19 protein-coding genes are annotated in these 15,604 nt (G+C 72.5%); 8 read left to right on the forward strand and 11 right to left on the reverse strand.

Annotation, left to right across the window (positions count from 1 at the left end; translation table 11 throughout):
* Window positions 1-69: 69 nt before the first annotated feature.
* The 7 genes from ABFT23_RS19925 to ABFT23_RS19955 form a co-directional block, all read right to left on the reverse strand.
* The gene (locus tag ABFT23_RS19925) at window positions 70-672 is read right to left on the reverse strand and encodes a hypothetical protein (RefSeq protein WP_347898380.1); all 603 of its coding nucleotides are present in this window, start codon (window positions 670-672) and stop codon (window positions 70-72) included.
* Window positions 673-741: 69 nt separating this feature from the next.
* Window positions 742-1,236 carry a carboxypeptidase-like regulatory domain-containing protein gene (locus tag ABFT23_RS19930; RefSeq protein WP_347898644.1) on the reverse strand — a complete coding sequence of 165 codons (495 nt, stop codon included), beginning with the start codon at window positions 1,234-1,236 and terminating at the stop codon, window positions 742-744.
* Window positions 1,237-1,653 (reverse strand): carboxypeptidase-like regulatory domain-containing protein, encoded by a 417-nt coding sequence (locus ABFT23_RS19935; RefSeq protein ID WP_347898382.1) that lies wholly within the window; start codon window positions 1,651-1,653, stop codon window positions 1,237-1,239.
* Between the two features lie 60 nt (window positions 1,654-1,713).
* Window positions 1,714-1,854, reverse strand: a complete 141-nt coding sequence (locus ABFT23_RS19940; RefSeq protein WP_347898384.1) for a hypothetical protein — start codon at window positions 1,852-1,854, stop codon at window positions 1,714-1,716.
* A gap of 33 nt (window positions 1,855-1,887) precedes the next feature.
* Entirely contained in the window at window positions 1,888-3,015 is a 1,128-nt protein-coding gene (gene nagA / locus ABFT23_RS19945) for an N-acetylglucosamine-6-phosphate deacetylase (protein WP_347898386.1), read from the reverse strand.
* A gap of 7 nt (window positions 3,016-3,022) precedes the next feature.
* Entirely contained in the window at window positions 3,023-4,279 is a 1,257-nt protein-coding gene (locus tag ABFT23_RS19950; protein ID WP_347898387.1) for a PTS transporter subunit EIIC, read from the reverse strand.
* A complete protein-coding gene (locus ABFT23_RS19955; protein ID WP_347898389.1) occupies window positions 4,276-5,055 on the reverse strand; it encodes a GntR family transcriptional regulator in 780 nt (259 codons plus the stop codon). Before ABFT23_RS19955 ends, ABFT23_RS19950 begins: the two co-directional genes overlap by 4 nt.
* An 87-nt stretch (window positions 5,056-5,142) precedes the next feature.
* Here ABFT23_RS19955 and ABFT23_RS19960 point away from each other — a divergent pair, with 87 nt between their 5' ends.
* From ABFT23_RS19960 to ABFT23_RS19970, 3 genes are read left to right on the forward strand one after another with little or no spacing between them, the layout of a single operon-like run.
* Window positions 5,143-6,210, forward strand: a complete 1,068-nt coding sequence (locus ABFT23_RS19960) for an SIS domain-containing protein (RefSeq protein ID WP_347898391.1) — start codon at window positions 5,143-5,145, stop codon at window positions 6,208-6,210.
* Between the two features lie 29 nt (window positions 6,211-6,239).
* Window positions 6,240-6,479 carry a PTS glucose/sucrose transporter subunit IIB gene (locus ABFT23_RS19965; protein WP_347898393.1) on the forward strand — a complete coding sequence of 80 codons (240 nt, stop codon included), beginning with the start codon at window positions 6,240-6,242 and terminating at the stop codon, window positions 6,477-6,479.
* Entirely contained in the window at window positions 6,476-6,940 is a 465-nt protein-coding gene (locus ABFT23_RS19970; protein WP_347898395.1) for a PTS sugar transporter subunit IIA, read from the forward strand. Before ABFT23_RS19965 ends, ABFT23_RS19970 begins: the two co-directional genes overlap by 4 nt.
* A 13-nt stretch (window positions 6,941-6,953) precedes the next feature.
* Here ABFT23_RS19970 and ABFT23_RS19975 read toward each other — a convergent pair whose 3' ends face one another.
* On the reverse strand, window positions 6,954-8,603 hold the full coding sequence (locus ABFT23_RS19975) for an ABC-F family ATP-binding cassette domain-containing protein (protein WP_347898397.1): 1,650 nt from the start codon (window positions 8,601-8,603) through the stop codon (window positions 6,954-6,956).
* A 104-nt stretch (window positions 8,604-8,707) separates the two neighbouring features.
* On the opposite strand from ABFT23_RS19975, the gene ABFT23_RS19980 reads away from it, so the two are divergent.
* From ABFT23_RS19980 to ABFT23_RS19995, 4 genes are all read left to right on the forward strand, one after another.
* Window positions 8,708-9,208 (forward strand): SigE family RNA polymerase sigma factor, encoded by a 501-nt coding sequence (locus ABFT23_RS19980; RefSeq protein WP_347898399.1) that lies wholly within the window; start codon window positions 8,708-8,710, stop codon window positions 9,206-9,208.
* The gene (locus tag ABFT23_RS19985; protein ID WP_347898401.1) at window positions 9,205-10,047 is read left to right on the forward strand and encodes a hypothetical protein; all 843 of its coding nucleotides are present in this window, start codon (window positions 9,205-9,207) and stop codon (window positions 10,045-10,047) included. The genes ABFT23_RS19980 and ABFT23_RS19985 overlap by 4 nt, the downstream gene beginning before the upstream one ends.
* A 31-nt stretch (window positions 10,048-10,078) precedes the next feature.
* A complete protein-coding gene (locus ABFT23_RS19990; protein WP_347898403.1) occupies window positions 10,079-10,516 on the forward strand; it encodes a VOC family protein in 438 nt (145 codons plus the stop codon).
* Between the two features lie 180 nt (window positions 10,517-10,696).
* The gene (locus ABFT23_RS19995) at window positions 10,697-11,230 is read left to right on the forward strand and encodes an AMIN-like domain-containing (lipo)protein (protein WP_347898405.1); all 534 of its coding nucleotides are present in this window, start codon (window positions 10,697-10,699) and stop codon (window positions 11,228-11,230) included.
* A 3-nt stretch (window positions 11,231-11,233) separates the two neighbouring features.
* Here ABFT23_RS19995 and ABFT23_RS20000 read toward each other — a convergent pair whose 3' ends face one another.
* Window positions 11,234-11,917 carry a YdeI/OmpD-associated family protein gene (locus ABFT23_RS20000; RefSeq protein ID WP_347898407.1) on the reverse strand — a complete coding sequence of 228 codons (684 nt, stop codon included), beginning with the start codon at window positions 11,915-11,917 and terminating at the stop codon, window positions 11,234-11,236.
* 97 nt (window positions 11,918-12,014) lie between these two features.
* Here ABFT23_RS20000 and ABFT23_RS20005 point away from each other — a divergent pair, with 97 nt between their 5' ends.
* Window positions 12,015-13,250 (forward strand): HNH endonuclease signature motif containing protein, encoded by a 1,236-nt coding sequence (locus ABFT23_RS20005; protein ID WP_347898409.1) that lies wholly within the window; start codon window positions 12,015-12,017, stop codon window positions 13,248-13,250.
* A gap of 31 nt (window positions 13,251-13,281) precedes the next feature.
* On the opposite strand, the gene ABFT23_RS20010 is transcribed toward ABFT23_RS20005, so the two are convergent.
* Complete coding sequence (locus tag ABFT23_RS20010) at window positions 13,282-14,913, reverse strand: acyl-CoA dehydrogenase family protein (RefSeq protein WP_347898411.1); 1,632 nt, start codon at window positions 14,911-14,913, stop codon at window positions 13,282-13,284.
* Window positions 14,910-15,509 carry a TetR/AcrR family transcriptional regulator gene (locus ABFT23_RS20015; RefSeq protein ID WP_347898413.1) on the reverse strand — a complete coding sequence of 200 codons (600 nt, stop codon included), beginning with the start codon at window positions 15,507-15,509 and terminating at the stop codon, window positions 14,910-14,912. The genes ABFT23_RS20010 and ABFT23_RS20015 overlap by 4 nt, the downstream gene beginning before the upstream one ends.
* Between the last annotated feature and the right edge of the window lie 95 nt (window positions 15,510-15,604).

Consider the following 15,604-nt stretch of genomic DNA (forward strand, 5'->3'; position numbering starts at 1 on the left):
CGATCACACAAGGTCAAGAATCGAGTGCATAAATATGAATCAGACAGTGAATCTGTTCACATATAAGAACTATCTCCGATGGCGCGAACGAATGCGCACAGTGGGAGCGGTCATGACGGATGTCGGCCGGTACGCGTCGGTCACGCCCGGGGCCGAGACCAGCACGCTCAGTCGCTGACCTACGCGTAGCCGCCCCGGATGGTAGGACTGCCGGACCGCGCCTCGGATCGGTCGACCGTCGGCATACCACTGATAGCTCATGCGAGCGACCGCCGGTTCCCAGCGCCCGCTGGTGACCGATAGGCGCCGTCCGACCCGCGGGTTGCCGGTCACGACCGGGCGCACGGGAGTGGCCCGCGGCGGGAGCCTCAGGACGACGTCGACGCCTCGGTACTCGACACCGCGCCGAACGTCGAGCAGGCGTACGGCCGGCAGGAGCGGGGCGCGCGGGTGGAACACGACGGCGTAGCAACCGGGCTCGAGGCCTCCCACGGCGTACTCGCCGTCGTAAGCGTGACGCGCCGTCCACACCCGCTTGACCTCGACCCACCTGCTGCCGTCCCAGCGGGCGAAGACCACGGGAAACGTTCGCAGGATCTCGTCGGGGCGCTCGTCGACGGCATGGCCCCGGATGACAGCGCGCTTCTCGACGACGGCGTCGATGCCGCGCACCGTCTGGCCGTATCCGACGACTACGTCGCGGGCGCGCTCGAGCGTCGCAGCCCGGGGCCAGTGGCTCTCCTAGTACTCGTTGTTCCCATTGGGCTCGGTCGGCAGGAAACCGAACCGCAATCGGTACGTGCCGGGTGGGAGGTCAACGAGGCTGTAGTTGCCGCCGTCACTCGCCAAGGGCACGGTCAGCTGCTCCAGCACCCAGGCGGTGCCGGCACGTCGATAGGCGTAGACGCCGGTTAGGGCCGGCAGGCCGTACTGGTTCACGATGCGGCCGCGGATGAATCCCGACTTCGTCAGGCTCACGTTGATCGTGCGGGTTTCGCCGGGCCCGAGGACGATGTCGGTGGCGTCCGCGAACGACGCCGCTTCGCTCCACCACTCCGTGGTGTGGTCAGCAGCTTGGACGCCGATGCGGTAGCTGCCCCGTGCGAAGGGCAGCTCGAACGAGCCGTCGGACCTTGTGGTGATCTCGTTGTAGTGGCCAGTCTCGGAGGACGGGGCGAACATGATCTTCGACTCGCCCAGGGGCGCACCGAGGTCGTCGGTGACTCGGCCGCGGATCTAGCTCGTGGGTTCGAGCGTGGCATCGATGCCTGTCACCGTTCCCGACGGCGGGAGATTGACCGGCGTAGCGGACTCGAGATCGAGCGCCGCGTCGTAGAACTCTCCGACGACATCGCCTCCGTACGGCGCCACGAACTGCACGATTGCCTGACTGGTGCCCGTGATCGAGGTTCGGTAGGTGCCGTCAGCGGCAGTGGCGGTGCCCTCGTCGAAGTCTGTCTCGCGCTCGACCGGCGCCAGCCTGACCAGGACGCCGGCAACGGGGCGGCCCTGGGTGTCCGTCACGGTGCCGGTCACGTACGAGGTCGTCACGCCAGTAGTCCGTGCCTCCGAGCGCCCACCGAGAGCCAGTGTGCCGGACACGGTGAGCAGCAGGCTCAGGGCCACGAGAAGGCATCGGTAGCCGGTCGTCACGCGAGCATCCTGCCAGCGTGCAGGCGGCCGTGCGGCCGGATCACGGCATGACGCCGTGCGTTAGCGCACGGTGCCGGGCTTCTTGCGGTCCTTGAGCTTCTGCGCGGCGGCCTTGATCTTGGCCTGGTTCTCGGGCTTCTTCGCCTCGGCGACGGCCTTGCTCACGACGCCGGCGGACATCAGCTTCTTCATCATGCTCATGCCGCGACCGTAGCCGCCGTCGATGAGGCGTTTCTAAGAGCCGTGGGTCACCCAGGCGCCCTGCCGCAGCACCCGGACGACGCGCAGGTCGGCGTCGAGCGCGACGAGGTCGGCCCGGCGTCCGGGCTCGAGGGCGCCGACGTCGGTCAGACCCAGCGCCTCGGCGGGGGTGAGCGTGGCCGCGCGGACGACGTCGACGAGGTCGAGGCCGCACACCCGGACGGCGTGACGCACCGCCTCGGCCATGGTCAGCGTCGAGCCGGCGACGGCGCCGTTGTCGAGCCGGGCGACGCCGTCGCGCACGCGGACCGCGAGGGTGCCGAGGCGGAAGTCGCCGTCACCGGCTCCGGCGGCGGCCATCGCGTCGGTGACCAGGACCGTGTGGCGGGGCTTGGCGTGCGCGGCCATCCGCAGGGCCGACGGGTGCAGGTGCACGCCGTCGGCGACGAGCTCGACGTAGGCGTCGGGGTGCTCGAGCAGGGCGCCGGCGGGGCCGGGCTCGCGGTGGTGGAGCCCGCGCATGGCGTTGAACAGGTGGGTGCCGACGCTGGCGCCGGCGTCGAGCGCGGCACGGGTCACGTCGTAGGTCGCGTCGGTGTGGCCGACGGCCGCGACGACGCCGGCCCCGCGCAGCCGGCGGACGGCGTCGAGGCCGCCGTCGAGCTCGGGGGCGAGGGTGACCATGCGCAGGTGCCCGCGCCCGGCGTCGACGAGTGCGTCGACCTCTCGTGGTGTGGGCGTGGTCAGCAGGCCGGGGTCGTGGGCGCCGGCGCGCCGGGGGCTGAGCCACGGGCCCTCGAGGTGCACGCCGGCGAGCCCGCCGTCGTCGACGACGAGCGCGAGCTCGCCGAGCGCCCCGGCGAGGCGGTCGGTGGTGTCGGTGACCAGGCTGGCCACCATGGACGTCGTCCCGTGGGCCTGGTGGGCGCGGACGACGGTCGCGGCGGCGTCGGCGGTGCCCTCGTCGAACGAGGCGCCACCGCCGCCGTGCACGTGGGTGTCGACGAAGCCCGGCACCAGCGTCGCGTCGGGCAGGTCGACGTCCGGCGGGCGTGGGGGAGCGCCCTCGCCGACGTCGACGACACGGTCGCGGTGGACGTGCACCCACCCCGGCGCGAGGAGTCGCGCCGGGGTGAGCACCCGAGCTGCAGAGACGATCACCTGCGCATCACTGGTCGATCGTCGCAGAGGCCTTGTCGGCGTCGTCCTCCTCCTCGCGACCGGGGGTGCGCAGGTTCCACCTGCGGATCACGAAGCGGAACGAGACGTAGTAGACGACGGCGTAGCCGAGCCCGACGACGACGAGCAGCAACGGCTTCGTGGCGATGTTGTAGTTGAGGACGTAGTCGAACAGGCCGGCCGAGAAGCCGAACCCGTCCTTGATGCCGAGGGCGTTGGTCAGGGCCAGCGAGGTGCCGGTGAGCACGGCGTGCATGAGGTAGAGCGGCCAGGCCACGAACATGAACGCGAACTCGAGCGGCTCGGTGACGCCGGTGAGGAACGAGGTGAGGGCGGCCGAGAGCATGATGCCGCCGACGGCCTTCTTGTAGGCCGGCTTCGCCTCGTGCCAGATGGCGAGGGCGGCCGCCGGGAGCGCGAACATCATGATCGGGAAGAACCCGGTCATGAAGGCCCCGGCGTTCGGGTCGCCGTTGAGGAACATGCTGATGTCGCCGTGGTAGGTCTCGCCGTTGGCGGCGGTGTAGTCGCCGAGGAGGAACCACGGGCCGGAGTTGAGCACGTGGTGCAGACCGAGCGGGATGAGCAGCCGGTTGAGGGTGCCGTAGACGAAGCCGCCGATGACGTCGTTGTCGTAGACCCACTCGCCGACGTTGGTCAGTCCGCGGTCGAAGTAGGTGTAGACCAGGCTCATCAGCACCGAGATCGCGATCATCGCGAACGCGGTGACGATCGGCACGAACCGGCGTCCGCCGAAGAAGGCGAGATAGGGCGGCAGCTTGATCCGGTGGTACTTCTGCCACAGGAAGGCCGCGACCAGCCCGGACACGATGCCGCCCAGCACGCCGTAGTTGACCAGCTCCTGGGTGCCGTCGCCGTTGACCGGCAGACCGATGATCGGCGACATCGCGTCGCCCACGCCCTTGAAGACCAGGTAGCCGACGACGGCGGCCAGGGCGGTCGAGCCGTCGGCCTTCTTGGCCATGCCGATCGCGACACCGAGCGCGAACAGCAGCGGCAGGTTGTCGAAGATGGCGCCGCCCGCCGCGCCGATGACGGCGGAGATGTTCTCCAGGCCGAGGCCGTCGGCGCCGAGCAGGTCGGGCTGGCCGAGCCGGAGCAGCAGCGCCGCCACCGGCAGCGCCGCGATCGGCAGCATCAGGCTGCGGCCGAACTTCTGCAAGGGCGCGAGGTTGAGCCGCGACGGCTTCTTCTCGAGCCCGACAGGGGTCTCGGCGGTGGTCATGACGGATCTCCTTCTGCGGTGCTGCGGTCCGACCCGAGCTGGTCGCGGCCGAGAGACATGTGGATCTGGTAGCGGTCGCCGCGGTAGCGCGACACGACGTGCTCGAGCGGCACGCCGTCGGCCAGCGAGACGCGACGGAAGACGAGCAGGGCGGTGCCGACCGGGGCGTCGAGCCGCTGGGCGGTGGGCGCGTCGGCGACCTCGCCCCACAGCGTCTGCTCGGCGGAGTCGATGCCGAGGCCGTAGGTGTCGGTGAAGATCTCGTAGAGCGAGCCGCCGAGGTCGAGCCGGTCGAGGCCGGGCAGGGGGTCGGCCGGGTACCAGCCGTTCTCGAGCGCGATCGGGTGGCCGTCGGCGAGCCGGACGCGGTCGATGCGCCACGCGCGGGCGTCGGCGGCGAGGTCGAGGGCCTTGGCGACGTCGACGGGCGGGACGTCGGAGGCGACGCCGAGCAGCACCGTGGACGGGGTGAGGCCGCGACGTCGCATGTCCTGGCTGAACGAGGCCAGGTGCAGCCGGCTCTCGAGTCGCGGGCGGCTCACGAAGGTGCCCTTGCCATGCGTCTTGTGGAGCAGGCCGTCGACGACGAGGGCGTCGATCGCCTTGCGCACGGTGGAGCGCGAGACGTCGAAGCGCGTCATCAGCTCGCGCTCGGAGGGGATGGCCGCGTCGGGCTCGAGCTCGTGCGCGGCCATCTCGGCCAGCACGTCGCGCAGCTGGACGTGCTTGGGCGACGGTCCGTCGGTGATCGACCTCGGCTGGGCCCTCGACTCCACTGGTCCTCCACTGGTAGGGTCTGGTACGTACCAGTTGATCCTCACCCTGATGGCTACCGCTGTCAAGGCTCGGACCCGAGGAGATTGATGACCGCCCAGACCCTGGCGCCGGGCACGCAGATGGCCCGCGAGATGGCCGAGCAGCCCGACGCCGTGCGGCGCACGCTGGCCGCGCTGCGCCCGCAGCGCGCCGACGTCGCGCACCTGTTCGAGGGCCGCTCTCGCGTGCTGCTCGTGGCCCGCGGCTCGAGCGACAACGCCGCCGTCTACGGCAGCTACCTGCTCGAGACCCGCGTCGGCATCGTCGCCGGGCTCGCCTCGGCCAGCGTCGCCACGCACTACGCCGCCTCGCTCGACCTGTCCGACACGCTCGTGGTGAGCGTGTCGCAGTCCGGGTCGACGGCCGAGATCGTCGAGACCCAGGCCTGGGCGCGGGCCTGCGGAGCCGCCACCGTCGCGATCACCAACGTCGCCGGCTCGCCGCTGGCGTGCGACGCCGACGTCGCGCTGGTCACGCAGGCCGGGCCCGAGCTCGCCGTCCCGGCGACCAAGACCTACGTGGGCCAGCTGGTGGCCATGGCGGTGCTGGCCACCGCGCTCGCCCCCGACCCCGCGATCCTCGACGCCGACCTCGACCGGGTCGCCGACGAGATCGAGCGGCTGCTCGCGGCGCGCGCCGGCGTCGGCGACGCCGTCGAGGCGCTGCAGGCGGCCTCCTACGCCGTCGTGGCCGGCCGCGGGCTGATGCTCGGCACCGCGCTCGAGACCGCGCTGAAGCTCGAGGAGACCTGCCTGCGGCCCGTGCGCGGCTACTCCTACGCCGACCTGCGCCACGGACCGATCTCGGTGGTCACCTCGGGCACCGCGGCCGTGCTGGTCGCGGCTCCCGACGGGCCGCTCGCGGGCGCGATGGTCGACCTGGCGCTCGACCTGCGCGAGCGCGGCGCCGTGGTCGTCGGCATCGGCGGCTCGGCGGCGTTCCCGACGGCGTGCGACGTGCACGTGGCGGGGCCCGACCTGCCCGAGGCCGTCGCACCGCTGGCCACCGTCGTGGCCGCCCAGCTGGTCGTCGAGGAGCTCGCGCAGGCCCTCGGCCTCGACCCCGACGCCCCGCGGGGACTGTCCAAGGTCACCTCGACCGACCGAGACTCGTGAACCGGCCCAGCCCACACCAGGAGAACACCATGAGCGGCAACAGCAAGGCAGAGCAGATCCTCGCCGGCCTCGGCGGCGCCGACAACATCGTCGAGATCGAGCCGTGCATCACCCGGCTGCGCACCGAGGTCAACGACGCCTCGCTCGTCGACGAGTTGGCACTCAAGGCCGCGGGGGCCCACGGGGTCATCGCCGCGGGCACCGTCGTGCAGGTCGTCGTCGGACCCGAGGCCGACACCCTCGCCGACGACATCGAGGACCTGATGTGACCACGACCATCGACGTCCTCGCGCCCTGCCCCGGCCGCCTGCTGCCGATCGAGAAGACCCCCGACCCGGTGTTCGCGGGCGAGATGCTCGGCCCCGGCGTCGCCATCGACCCCGAGCCCGGCCCCACCACGGTCGTCGCACCCATCGCCGGCACGCTCGTGGCCGTCCACCCGCACGCGTTCGTCGTCCTCGGCCCCGACGGCGTCGGTGTGCTGACCCATCTGGGCATCAACACCGTCAAGCTCGAGGGCGCGCCGTTCGAGGTGCTGGCCGCCAAGGGCGACGCGGTCGAGGCCGGCACGCCGGTCGTGCGGTGGGACCCGTCCACGGTCTCCGGCGACAGCATCTCCACCGTGGTGCCGGTCGTGGTGATGGACCGCAAGCCCGGCACCGTCGTGATCTCCGAGGCCGACGACGTCGTGACCGGAGACGTGATCTTCTCGCTCCCGCCGCTGGCGTAGCGGGTCGTCGAGGTCAGACGCGGACGGCGACCCGTCCGGCGTCGACCTCCCAGCGCTGGTCGAGGCGCACGGTGTCGAGCAGGCGACGGTCGTGCGAGACGAGCAGCAGGGCGCCGTCGTAGGTCTCCAGAGCCTGCTCGAGCTGCTCGATCGCCGGCAGGTCGAGGTGGTTGGTCGGCTCGTCGAGCACCAGCAGGTTGACGCCGCGTGCCTGCAGCAGCGCCATCGCCGCGCGGGTGCGCTCGCCGGGGGAGAGGCGTCCGACGAGGCTGGCCACCTGGTCGGCCTTGAGGCCGAACTTGGCCAGCAGCGTGCGCACGTCGGCCTGCGTCCACTCGGGGACGACGGCCTCGAACGCCGCGCCGAGCGGCAGGTCGTCGTCGAGCCCGGTGCGCGCCTGGTCGATGACGCCGACGGCGACGCTGGCGCCGAGCGAGGCGCGGCCGCCGTCCGGCTGGTCGTCGCCCAGCAGCAGCCGGAGCAGCGTGGTCTTGCCGGCGCCGTTGGGACCGGTGATGCCGATGCGGTCGCCCGCCGAGACCTGCAGCGAGACCGGGCCGAGCTCGAAGTCGCCGAGACGGCGCGTGACCGCGTCGAGCGTCGCGACGACCGAGCTCGAGCGTGGCGCGGCGGCGATGTCGAACTGCAGCACCCACTCCTTGCGGGGCTCCTCGACCTCGTCGAGCCGGGCGATGCGCGACTCCATCTGACGCACCTTCTGCGCCTGCTTCTCCGACGACTCGGTCTGCGCGCGCTTGCGGATCTTGTCGTTGTCGGGCGACTTCTTCATCGCGTTGCGGGTGCCCTGGCTGCTCCACTCGCGCTGCGTACGGGCGCGGGCGACGAGGTCGGCGCGCGTGGCGGCGTACTCGTCGTAGGCCTCGCGCGCGTGGCGTCGCTGCACCGCCCGCTCCTCGAGGAAGGCGTCGTAGCCGCCGTCGTAGACGGTGACCTGGTGCTGGGCGAGGTCGAGCTCGACGATGCGCGTGACGCACCGGGCCAGGAACTCGCGGTCGTGCGAGACCAGGACGACGCCGCCGCGCAGGCCCTGCACGAACGACTCGAGCCGCTCCAGGCCCTCGAGGTCGAGGTCGTTGGTCGGCTCGTCGAGCAGGACGACGTCGAAGCGGCTCAGCAGCAGGGCGGCGAGGGCCACCCGGGCGGCCTGGCCGCCCGACAGGCTCGTCATCAGCGCGTCGGCCGAGATGCCGCTCGCGGTGAGCCCGAGGTCGGCGAGCACCGGCCCGATGCGGTCGTCGAGGTCGGCCGCGCCGCTGGCCATCCAGCGGTCGAAGGCGACCGCGTAGGCGTCGTCGGCCCCCGGTGCGTCGGAGCCGAGCGCGGCCGCCGTCCGCTCCATCGCCTCGGTCGCGTCGTGGGCGCCGGTGCGGCGGGCGACGTACTGCGCGACCGTCTCGCCGGGGTGCCGCTCGTGCTCCTGCGGGAGCCAGCCGACGAACGCGTCGGCCGGGGCCGTGGCGACCGAGCCCGCCAGGGGGGAGTCGGTGCCGGCGAGCAGGCGCAGCAGCGTCGACTTGCCCGCGCCGTTGGCCCCCACCACGCCCACGACGTCACCCGGGGCGACGGTGAGGTCGAGCCCCTCGAACAGCACGCGGTGCCCGTGCCCGCCGGAGAGGTCCTTCGCGACGAGCGTGGCGGTCATGGTGACGAGGGTAGGGGTCGGGCGACACTGGGCCGCGGGCCACTCAACCGAGCCGGGGTCTGCTGCGTAGGGACGGGTGACGGGGTGCCGAGCCGGAGGGAACCATGACCCGACCACCATCGAGACGCGACCGCGAGTTCGAGGAGTTCGTGCTCGCCGCGTGGCCGCGACTGCGGCGGGCCGCCTACCTGCTCTCGCACGACTCCCACGAGGCCGAGGACCTGGTCCAGACGGCGCTCGCCCGCAGCTACGCACGGTGGTCGTCGGTCCGCCACGACGGCGCCTACAGCTACGTGCACCGGGCGCTCGTCAACGCCTACATCGACACCACGCGCCGGCGCCGTCCGGTGCCCACCGGCGCCGACCTCGACGGCGTCCTCGTCGAGGCGCCACGCGTGGAGGACCGCAGCGAGCTGGTCGACCTGCTGGCCCCGCTCACCCCGCGCGAGCGCGCGATCGTCGTGTGGCGCTACTACCTCGACACCCCCGAGAAGGACGTCGCGCACCGGCTGGGCGTGAGCCCGGGCACCGTGCGCAGCACCGCGTCGCGAGCGCTGGCGCGGCTCCGTGACGCCGACGCCGAGCGAGAGGAGACCCAGCCATGACCCGACCCGACCTCGACCACGACCTGGCCGCCCTGGTCGACGCGCACGACTCCGCCGCCCAGCCGGTCGGTCCTCCCGACCTCGTGGCGCTGCGCGCTGCCGGACGACGCCGGCTGGCCGTGCGACGGGCGGCCACCGTCGTCGCCGCGGCGGTCGTCGTCGCGGTCGTCGCGGTCGCCACGAGCCTCGTCACGGGTGACGACGCCGCTCGCCCCGACGACCCGGTCGCGACCCAGCCGACGGCATCCACCCCGCCACCGGTCACCGAGACGTCCGACAGCGAGCCGCCGCCGTCCCGTGCCCCCGACCGCCTCGAGCAGGGCGATCTGACGACGCCGCAGGGACGGGTCGGCGGCGAGTGGGAGGCCGCACCGCCCCTCGGCGAGGTGCTCGTGGTGGGTCGCTCCGGGGCCTACGACGAGGTGTTCTACGCGATCGCCTCCGACGGGCCCACGATGCTGGCGCGCGGGCTGCGCGACGGCGACCGGATCCTGCGCACGTCGGTCGTCTTCGGCACCGTCGACGCCGAGGGCACCGACGCGATCCTGCTCTACGGCGGCGACGTGCTCGGCCTGCCCGGCGACCCGGTCGACACGACGGGTGGGCGCTACCTCGTGCTGGGCCTGGTCAGCGGCGACGTCGACGTGACCGTGACGCCGCAGGGCGGGGCCCGTCGTCCGGTCACCGGGCGCAGCGCGGCGCTGGCGCCGGGCTTCACCGCGTTCTACGACTCCGGCGCGTGGCAGGACGGGTGGGACCCGGTCCAGCTGGCGCCGTTGCGGGTGCAGACGTCGGCCGGGGCCAGTGCGTTCGTGCGCACCGACAGCTTCGTCTACTAGATGGCGTCCGGCAGCGCACTAGCGTGGGCGCATGCCGATCAAGCTCGAGAACGTCGGGATCGCCGTGCGCGACCTCGAGGAGACCATCGCGTTCTTCACCGACCTCGGCCTCACCGTGCTCGGGCGCGACGAGGTGAGCGGCGAGTGGACCGACACCGCCGTCGGGCTCGACGGCAACCACGCCCGGATCGCGATGCTGCAGACCCCCGACGGCCAGGGCACCCTCGAGCTCTTCGAGTACGTCCACCCCGACGCGGTCGAGACCGAGCCGACGATGCCGAACGAGATCGGCATGCACCGGGTGGCGTTCTCGGTCGACGACCTCGACGAGGCGCTCGCGATCGCGGCCCGGCACGGCTGCCACCCGCTGCGTGGCGTCGCGACCTACGAGGACGCCTACAAGCTCACCTACGTCCGCGGACCCAGCGGCATCATCGTCATGCTGGCCGAGGCCCTGCAGCAGGGCTGACGCTCACCCCTTCGGGGCACCACACGGCCGCGCGGTCCGTGCCACCGTGGGGGAGGCGCCTGGCCCGTGGGGGGCCGGCGCCGAGGTGGCTCCGGGGAGGGAGAGCAGCCTGGAGCCACCGCCCCCTCCCTCGTGCGGTCGTGAGGACAACCGCCGCGGGTACCTGCGCGTCGCACGGGCATGAGATCTCGCGCGTTCGTGCTGCCCGCCGCGACGGCGCTCGTCCTGCTGTCCGGGTGCGGCGACTCCGACGTCACCGTCGAGCCGGCGTCCGAGGCGCCGACGACCGCGGTGGCCGACGTCGCGGTGGCCGACATCCAGGAGCAGAAGCCGTCCGGCCCCTATGACCTGGTGCCGCGCAGCGTCCGCGCGTGGCCGCACGACGGCGGCACCCGGGTCGTCGTGGCGTTCGACGGCGAGGGCGGCCCGGGCTGGGTCGCCCGCTACGTTGACCAGGCCGTGCTCGAGGGCAGCGGCGACGTCGTCGACCTCGACGGCGACTCGATCCTGCGCCTCGACGTCACCGGGACGCCGACCCTGCCCTTCGACGACGTCCGGCGCACCCGCACGAAGGTCGGCGGCGACGTCGTCGACCTGCACACGGTGGGTGCGTGGGAGGGCGTGGCGCAGGTGTTCGTCGGGCTCGACGGCCGGCCCACGTTCGAGGTCTCGTCGCGCCGGACGCCGTCGCGGATCGTCATCGACCTCCGGTAGCGCTCAGCGTGCCTGTGCCGCGGCGGCCGCGGCCCGCTCGAGCCATCGCGGGACGTCGCCGTACCGCTGGCCCGGGATGAGCTCGCCGGCGGCGCTGCACTCGATCAGCTGGGCCATCCGGCGGGCGCGCGTGGCCTCCTGCTTGGCCGAGCGCACCCACACCGCGCAGACCTTGCGGTAGGACGCCGTCGCGGCGTCCCAGAACGCGGTGGCCGCCGGTGAGGCGGCGAGCTGCTCGGCGTAGGTGTCGGGCAGGCCGGCCCAGGGTTGCTCGTGGCTGTAGGGCGCCTCCTCGTGCTTGCGCCGCTCCCAGATCGCCAACCCGCTCGGCTGCATCCGCCCCTCGGCGCGCAGCTTCTCGACGAGGTCGAGGTTGACCCGGCTCCAGTGCGAGGTCTTCTTGCGCGGCGTCCAGCGCTGCCGACGCGTCTCGTCGTCGATGCGCTGCGCGACCGAGTCGATCCAGCCCCAGCACAGCGCCTCGACGACGGCCTCCTCCCACGTCAGTCCGCGATCGGCGGCACCCTTCTTCCTCAGGCCCATCCACAGCACGGTCTCGGTGTCGTGGTGCTGCGCCAGCCAGGCCGCCCACTCCTCGGGGCTGTCGAAGAACCGCGCCGGCCGCTCGGGCGTGCCGCCCAGGTGGCCCGGCATCGCGTCCGTCGGGTCGGTCTGGTCGTCGGTCATGGGCTGATCCTGCTGGTGATGCGAGTGATCCACAACCCCTGTGGTTGAGCGGGATTCTCGGTCGGTTTGTGTCGGTGGTGGGTGCTTGGATGGACTCATGTCAGAGCACTCCGAGGTCGCTCGGTCGGGTCACCCGATCGAGGAGTTCCTGTGCGGGGTGCTCGACGAGCTGACAGGTCTGGCCGAGGTCGCGACGTGGTCGCTCGACGAGGCCACGATGACCCGGCTGGTGGGCCTGGCGGCACGAGTCGTCGCGGGGGTGGCCGAGGTCGAGGCGCGGGTGATCGGACAAGCCGTCGCGGCTGGTCTGCCCGACCGGGCCTCGTGCCGAGACATCCCACGGTGGCTGCAGCAGCAGACACACGTCACCCGCCGGGCCGCGAACGCCAAGGTCGACCTCGCGAGGGCGTTGCGTGAGCTGGAGTCGACCCGGGCCGCGATGGCCCGCGGCGCGGTGCATGCCGAGCAGGCGGTCGCGATCGCGGGCCAGGTCGTCCGGCTCAGTAATGAGCGCGTCAGTACCCATGATCAGCAGCGCGCCGAGTGCTTCCTGCTCACCGAGGCCGCTGATCATGACGCGACCGCGCTGGGGCGGTTGGGTCGGGAGATCTACGTCCACCTCGACCCCGAGTCCGCCGACGAACGCGAGTCGAAGGCGCTCGAGCGGCTCGAGGCCGAAGCACGCGCGGGCACGCGGTTCACGATGCGTGACGACGGCGCCGGCATGACCCATGGCCGGTTCACGATCCCGACCGCGCAGGCCTCGATGCTCCGCAAGCACCTCCACGCCCTCGCCGCCCCGAAGGCCGTCCGCGCCGAGCACGGTCCCGGGTCCTACGACGTCACGGTGCCGTCGGCGCGGAAGCTCGGCCAGGCGTTCTGTGAGTGGATCGAACGGATCCCCGCCACTGCGCTGCCGAAGGTCGGTGGGTTGAACGCGACCGTGGTCGTGATCGGGGACTACGACGCCCTCCAGGGTCGGGTGAAGGCAGCGTGCCTCGATACCGGGGTCCGGGTCTCACACACCGAGTTCCTGCGTCTGGCGTGCGAGGCCGGGATCATCCCGATGTGGATGAACGCCTCCGGTGAGGTCCTCGCCGTCGGACGCCGGCACCGGTTCCACACCCCGACTCAACGCCTGGCCAAGATCACCGAACAACGCAGGTGCGAACACGCCGGGTGCGACGTCCCGGCCTACCTGTGCCACCTCCACCACCGACAACCCTGGGCCGACGGCGGCACCACCGACCTCCGCACCGCCGAGGTCCTCTGCCCCTTCCACCACCACCAGGCCCACACCCGACGAACCCGCAACCACACGATGCGCACGTGACCGGATAGCCCAGTTCGCCGCAATTGCCCACTCACCCAACCCCGACGAACCCCCGCTCGACCACCGCGCCGAGGTCGAGCCCACCCGGTAGCGTCCCGAACGCGCCACCCCAGTCACGCCCGAGCCGGGACGCGCAGAACGCGTCGGCGACGGCCGCGGGGGCGTGCTGCACGAGGAGCGATCCCTGCAGCACGAGCGCGAGCTGCTCGACGACGCGGCGGGCCCGCAGCTCGAGGTCGGAGACGTCCGAGAGCTCCTTCTTGACCAGCGCGACGGCGTCGTCGAGGCGGTGGTCGGCGCCGGCGGCGAGCTCGACCTCGGTGAAGAACGCCTCGACCGACTCGGGGGAGCGGGCCATGGCGCGCAGGGCGTCGAGGGCGGCGACGTTGCCGGAGCCCTCCCAGATCGAGAGCAGGGGCAGCTCGCGGTAGATGCGGGCGAGGCCGGCGTCCTCGACGTAGCCGTTGCCGCCGAGGCACTCTATGGCCTCGCCGGCGACGGCGGGGCCGCGCTTGCACACCCAGTACTTCGACACGGCGAGGGCGAGACGGCGGAAGGCGGTCTCGTCGGCGTCGCCGCGGACGGCGCGGTCGGTGGCGCCGGCGAGGCGCATCGCGACGGTCGTGGCGGCCTCGGACTCGACGACGAGGTCGGCCAGCACGTTCTGCATCAGTGGTTGGTCGACAAGGTGTCGTCCGAAAGCGGAACGGTGCCGGGCGTGGTTCACGGCGTTCACCGTCGCGAGGCGCATGCCGGACGCCGTGCCCAGCGTGCAGTCGAGGCGGGTCATGTTGACCATCTCGACGATGGTGCGGACCCCGCGCCCCTCCTCGCCGACGAGCCACGCCACCGCGCCGTCGTACTCGATCTCGGACGAGGCGTTGGACCGGTTGCCGAGCTTGTCTTTCAACCTCATCAGGAGCATGGGGTTGAGCGAGCCGTCGGGCAGCACCCGCGGCACCAGGAAGCACGACAGCCCGCCGGGCGCCTGGGCGAGCGCGAGGAACAGGTCGGACATCGGGGCCGAGGTGAACCACTTGTGCCCGGTGAGCCGCCACGTCCCGTCGGTCTGCGGCACGGCCTGCGTGGCGTTGGTGCGGACGTCGGAGCCGCCCTGCTTCTCGGTCATCGACATGCCCGCGATCAGCCCGGCCTTGGATGACGGCACCGACAGCCCGGGGGAGTAGGTGCGCGAGGTGAGCAGCGGCTCGTATGCCGCGGCGAGGTCGGGCGCGGCCCGCAGCGCCGGGACGACGGCGTAGGTCATCGAGATCGGGCAGCCGTGACCGGCGTCGACGTTCCACGCCAGGAACTTCGCGGCCCGCGCGACGTGCGCGCCCGGGCGGTCGTCGGCCCACGGTGCGGCGTGCAGACCGTGCTCGACCGCCGTGGTCATCAGCGCGTGGTAGGCCGGCACGTACTCGACCTCGTCGATGCGGTGGCCGAACCGGTCGTGGGTGTGCAGCACCGGTGGCACCCGCTCGGCCAGCCGGCCCCACTCCTGCGCCTCCTCCGAGCCGGCGAGCCGGCCCAGCGCATGCAGCTCGTCGAGCGCCCACCCCGCGCCCTCGCGCTCGACGGCGGCGAGCAGGGCGGCGTCGTCGGCGGTGTCGTGGCCGACGAGCGGCGGGACCTGGTTGGTGACCTCGTGGGTGGCCGTCATGGCAGGGCTCCTATCGATCGGACGACGAACGCGGTGAGCTCGGGCACGGTGCGCCGTGACGCGGCACCGGCGTGCAGGGGGACGACGAGCGCCTCGGCCATGGCGCCGACGACGGCGGCCGCCGAGACCTGGGCGTCCTGCGCGGGCAGGTGGCCGGCGGTGACGGCGTCGTCGATCAGGGCCGCGAAGATGTCGCGGTAGGCGCGCCGGTAGGTGAGGCGCTCGGCCTCGACCTGGGGGTCGACCGGCTCGGCGATGAGGGCGTAGGCCATGCGCGGCGCCCGGAGCGCCCGGCGCGCGAAGGTCGACACGCACGCCTCGACCCGCTCGGCGACCGTGCCGGGCGCGGCGGCAGCCGCTGCGACGGCGTCGACCTCGCGCTGCGTGGCGACGCGGAACACCTCGGTGAACAGCGCGGCCTTGTCCGGGAAGTGGCGGTAGACCGTGCCGGTGGCGACGCCGGCTCCCGCGGCGACGAGCGCGACCGAGCAGCCCGCGTAGCCGCGCTCGGCGACGAGCGCCTGCGTCGCCTCGACGATCGAGGCGCGGGTCGCGTCGAGCCGCTCCTGGACGGCGGGGGTGCGGCGGTAGGGCACCCAAGTATTGAACCTCGGTTCACTACTTGAGGCAAGGCGCAGGGGCGCCAGCGCGTTCCCCGACCGGTGCCGGCGCGCTTCGCTATCGTCGGCCT

Source organism: Nocardioides secundeburneus (assembly GCF_039939255.1).
GTDB lineage: Bacteria > Actinomycetota > Actinomycetes > Propionibacteriales > Nocardioidaceae > Nocardioides.

Bases quoted from the DNA above. Each gene is read 5' to 3' on its own strand.
- ABFT23_RS19960 (WP_347898391.1), top strand. From the start codon at position 5,143: ATGACCGCCCAGACCCTGGCGCCGGGCACGCAGATGGCCCGCGAGATG.
- ABFT23_RS20010 (WP_347898411.1), bottom strand. From the start codon at position 14,913: ATGACGGCCACCCACGAGGTCACCAACCAGGTCCCGCCGCTCGTCGGC.
- ABFT23_RS19990 (WP_347898403.1), top strand. From the start codon at position 10,079: ATGCCGATCAAGCTCGAGAACGTCGGGATCGCCGTGCGCGACCTCGAG.
- ABFT23_RS19965 (WP_347898393.1), top strand. From the start codon at position 6,240: ATGAGCGGCAACAGCAAGGCAGAGCAGATCCTCGCCGGCCTCGGCGGC.
- ABFT23_RS19975 (WP_347898397.1), bottom strand. From the start codon at position 8,603: ATGACCGCCACGCTCGTCGCGAAGGACCTCTCCGGCGGGCACGGGCAC.
- ABFT23_RS19985 (WP_347898401.1), top strand. From the start codon at position 9,205: ATGACCCGACCCGACCTCGACCACGACCTGGCCGCCCTGGTCGACGCG.
- ABFT23_RS19995 (WP_347898405.1), top strand. From the start codon at position 10,697: ATGAGATCTCGCGCGTTCGTGCTGCCCGCCGCGACGGCGCTCGTCCTG.
- ABFT23_RS19980 (WP_347898399.1), top strand. From the start codon at position 8,708: ATGACCCGACCACCATCGAGACGCGACCGCGAGTTCGAGGAGTTCGTG.
- ABFT23_RS20000 (WP_347898407.1), bottom strand. From the start codon at position 11,917: ATGACCGACGACCAGACCGACCCGACGGACGCGATGCCGGGCCACCTG.
- ABFT23_RS19950 (WP_347898387.1), bottom strand. From the start codon at position 4,279: ATGACCACCGCCGAGACCCCTGTCGGGCTCGAGAAGAAGCCGTCGCGG.
- ABFT23_RS20005 (WP_347898409.1), top strand. From the start codon at position 12,015: ATGTCAGAGCACTCCGAGGTCGCTCGGTCGGGTCACCCGATCGAGGAG.
- ABFT23_RS19940 (WP_347898384.1), bottom strand. From the start codon at position 1,854: ATGAGCATGATGAAGAAGCTGATGTCCGCCGGCGTCGTGAGCAAGGCC.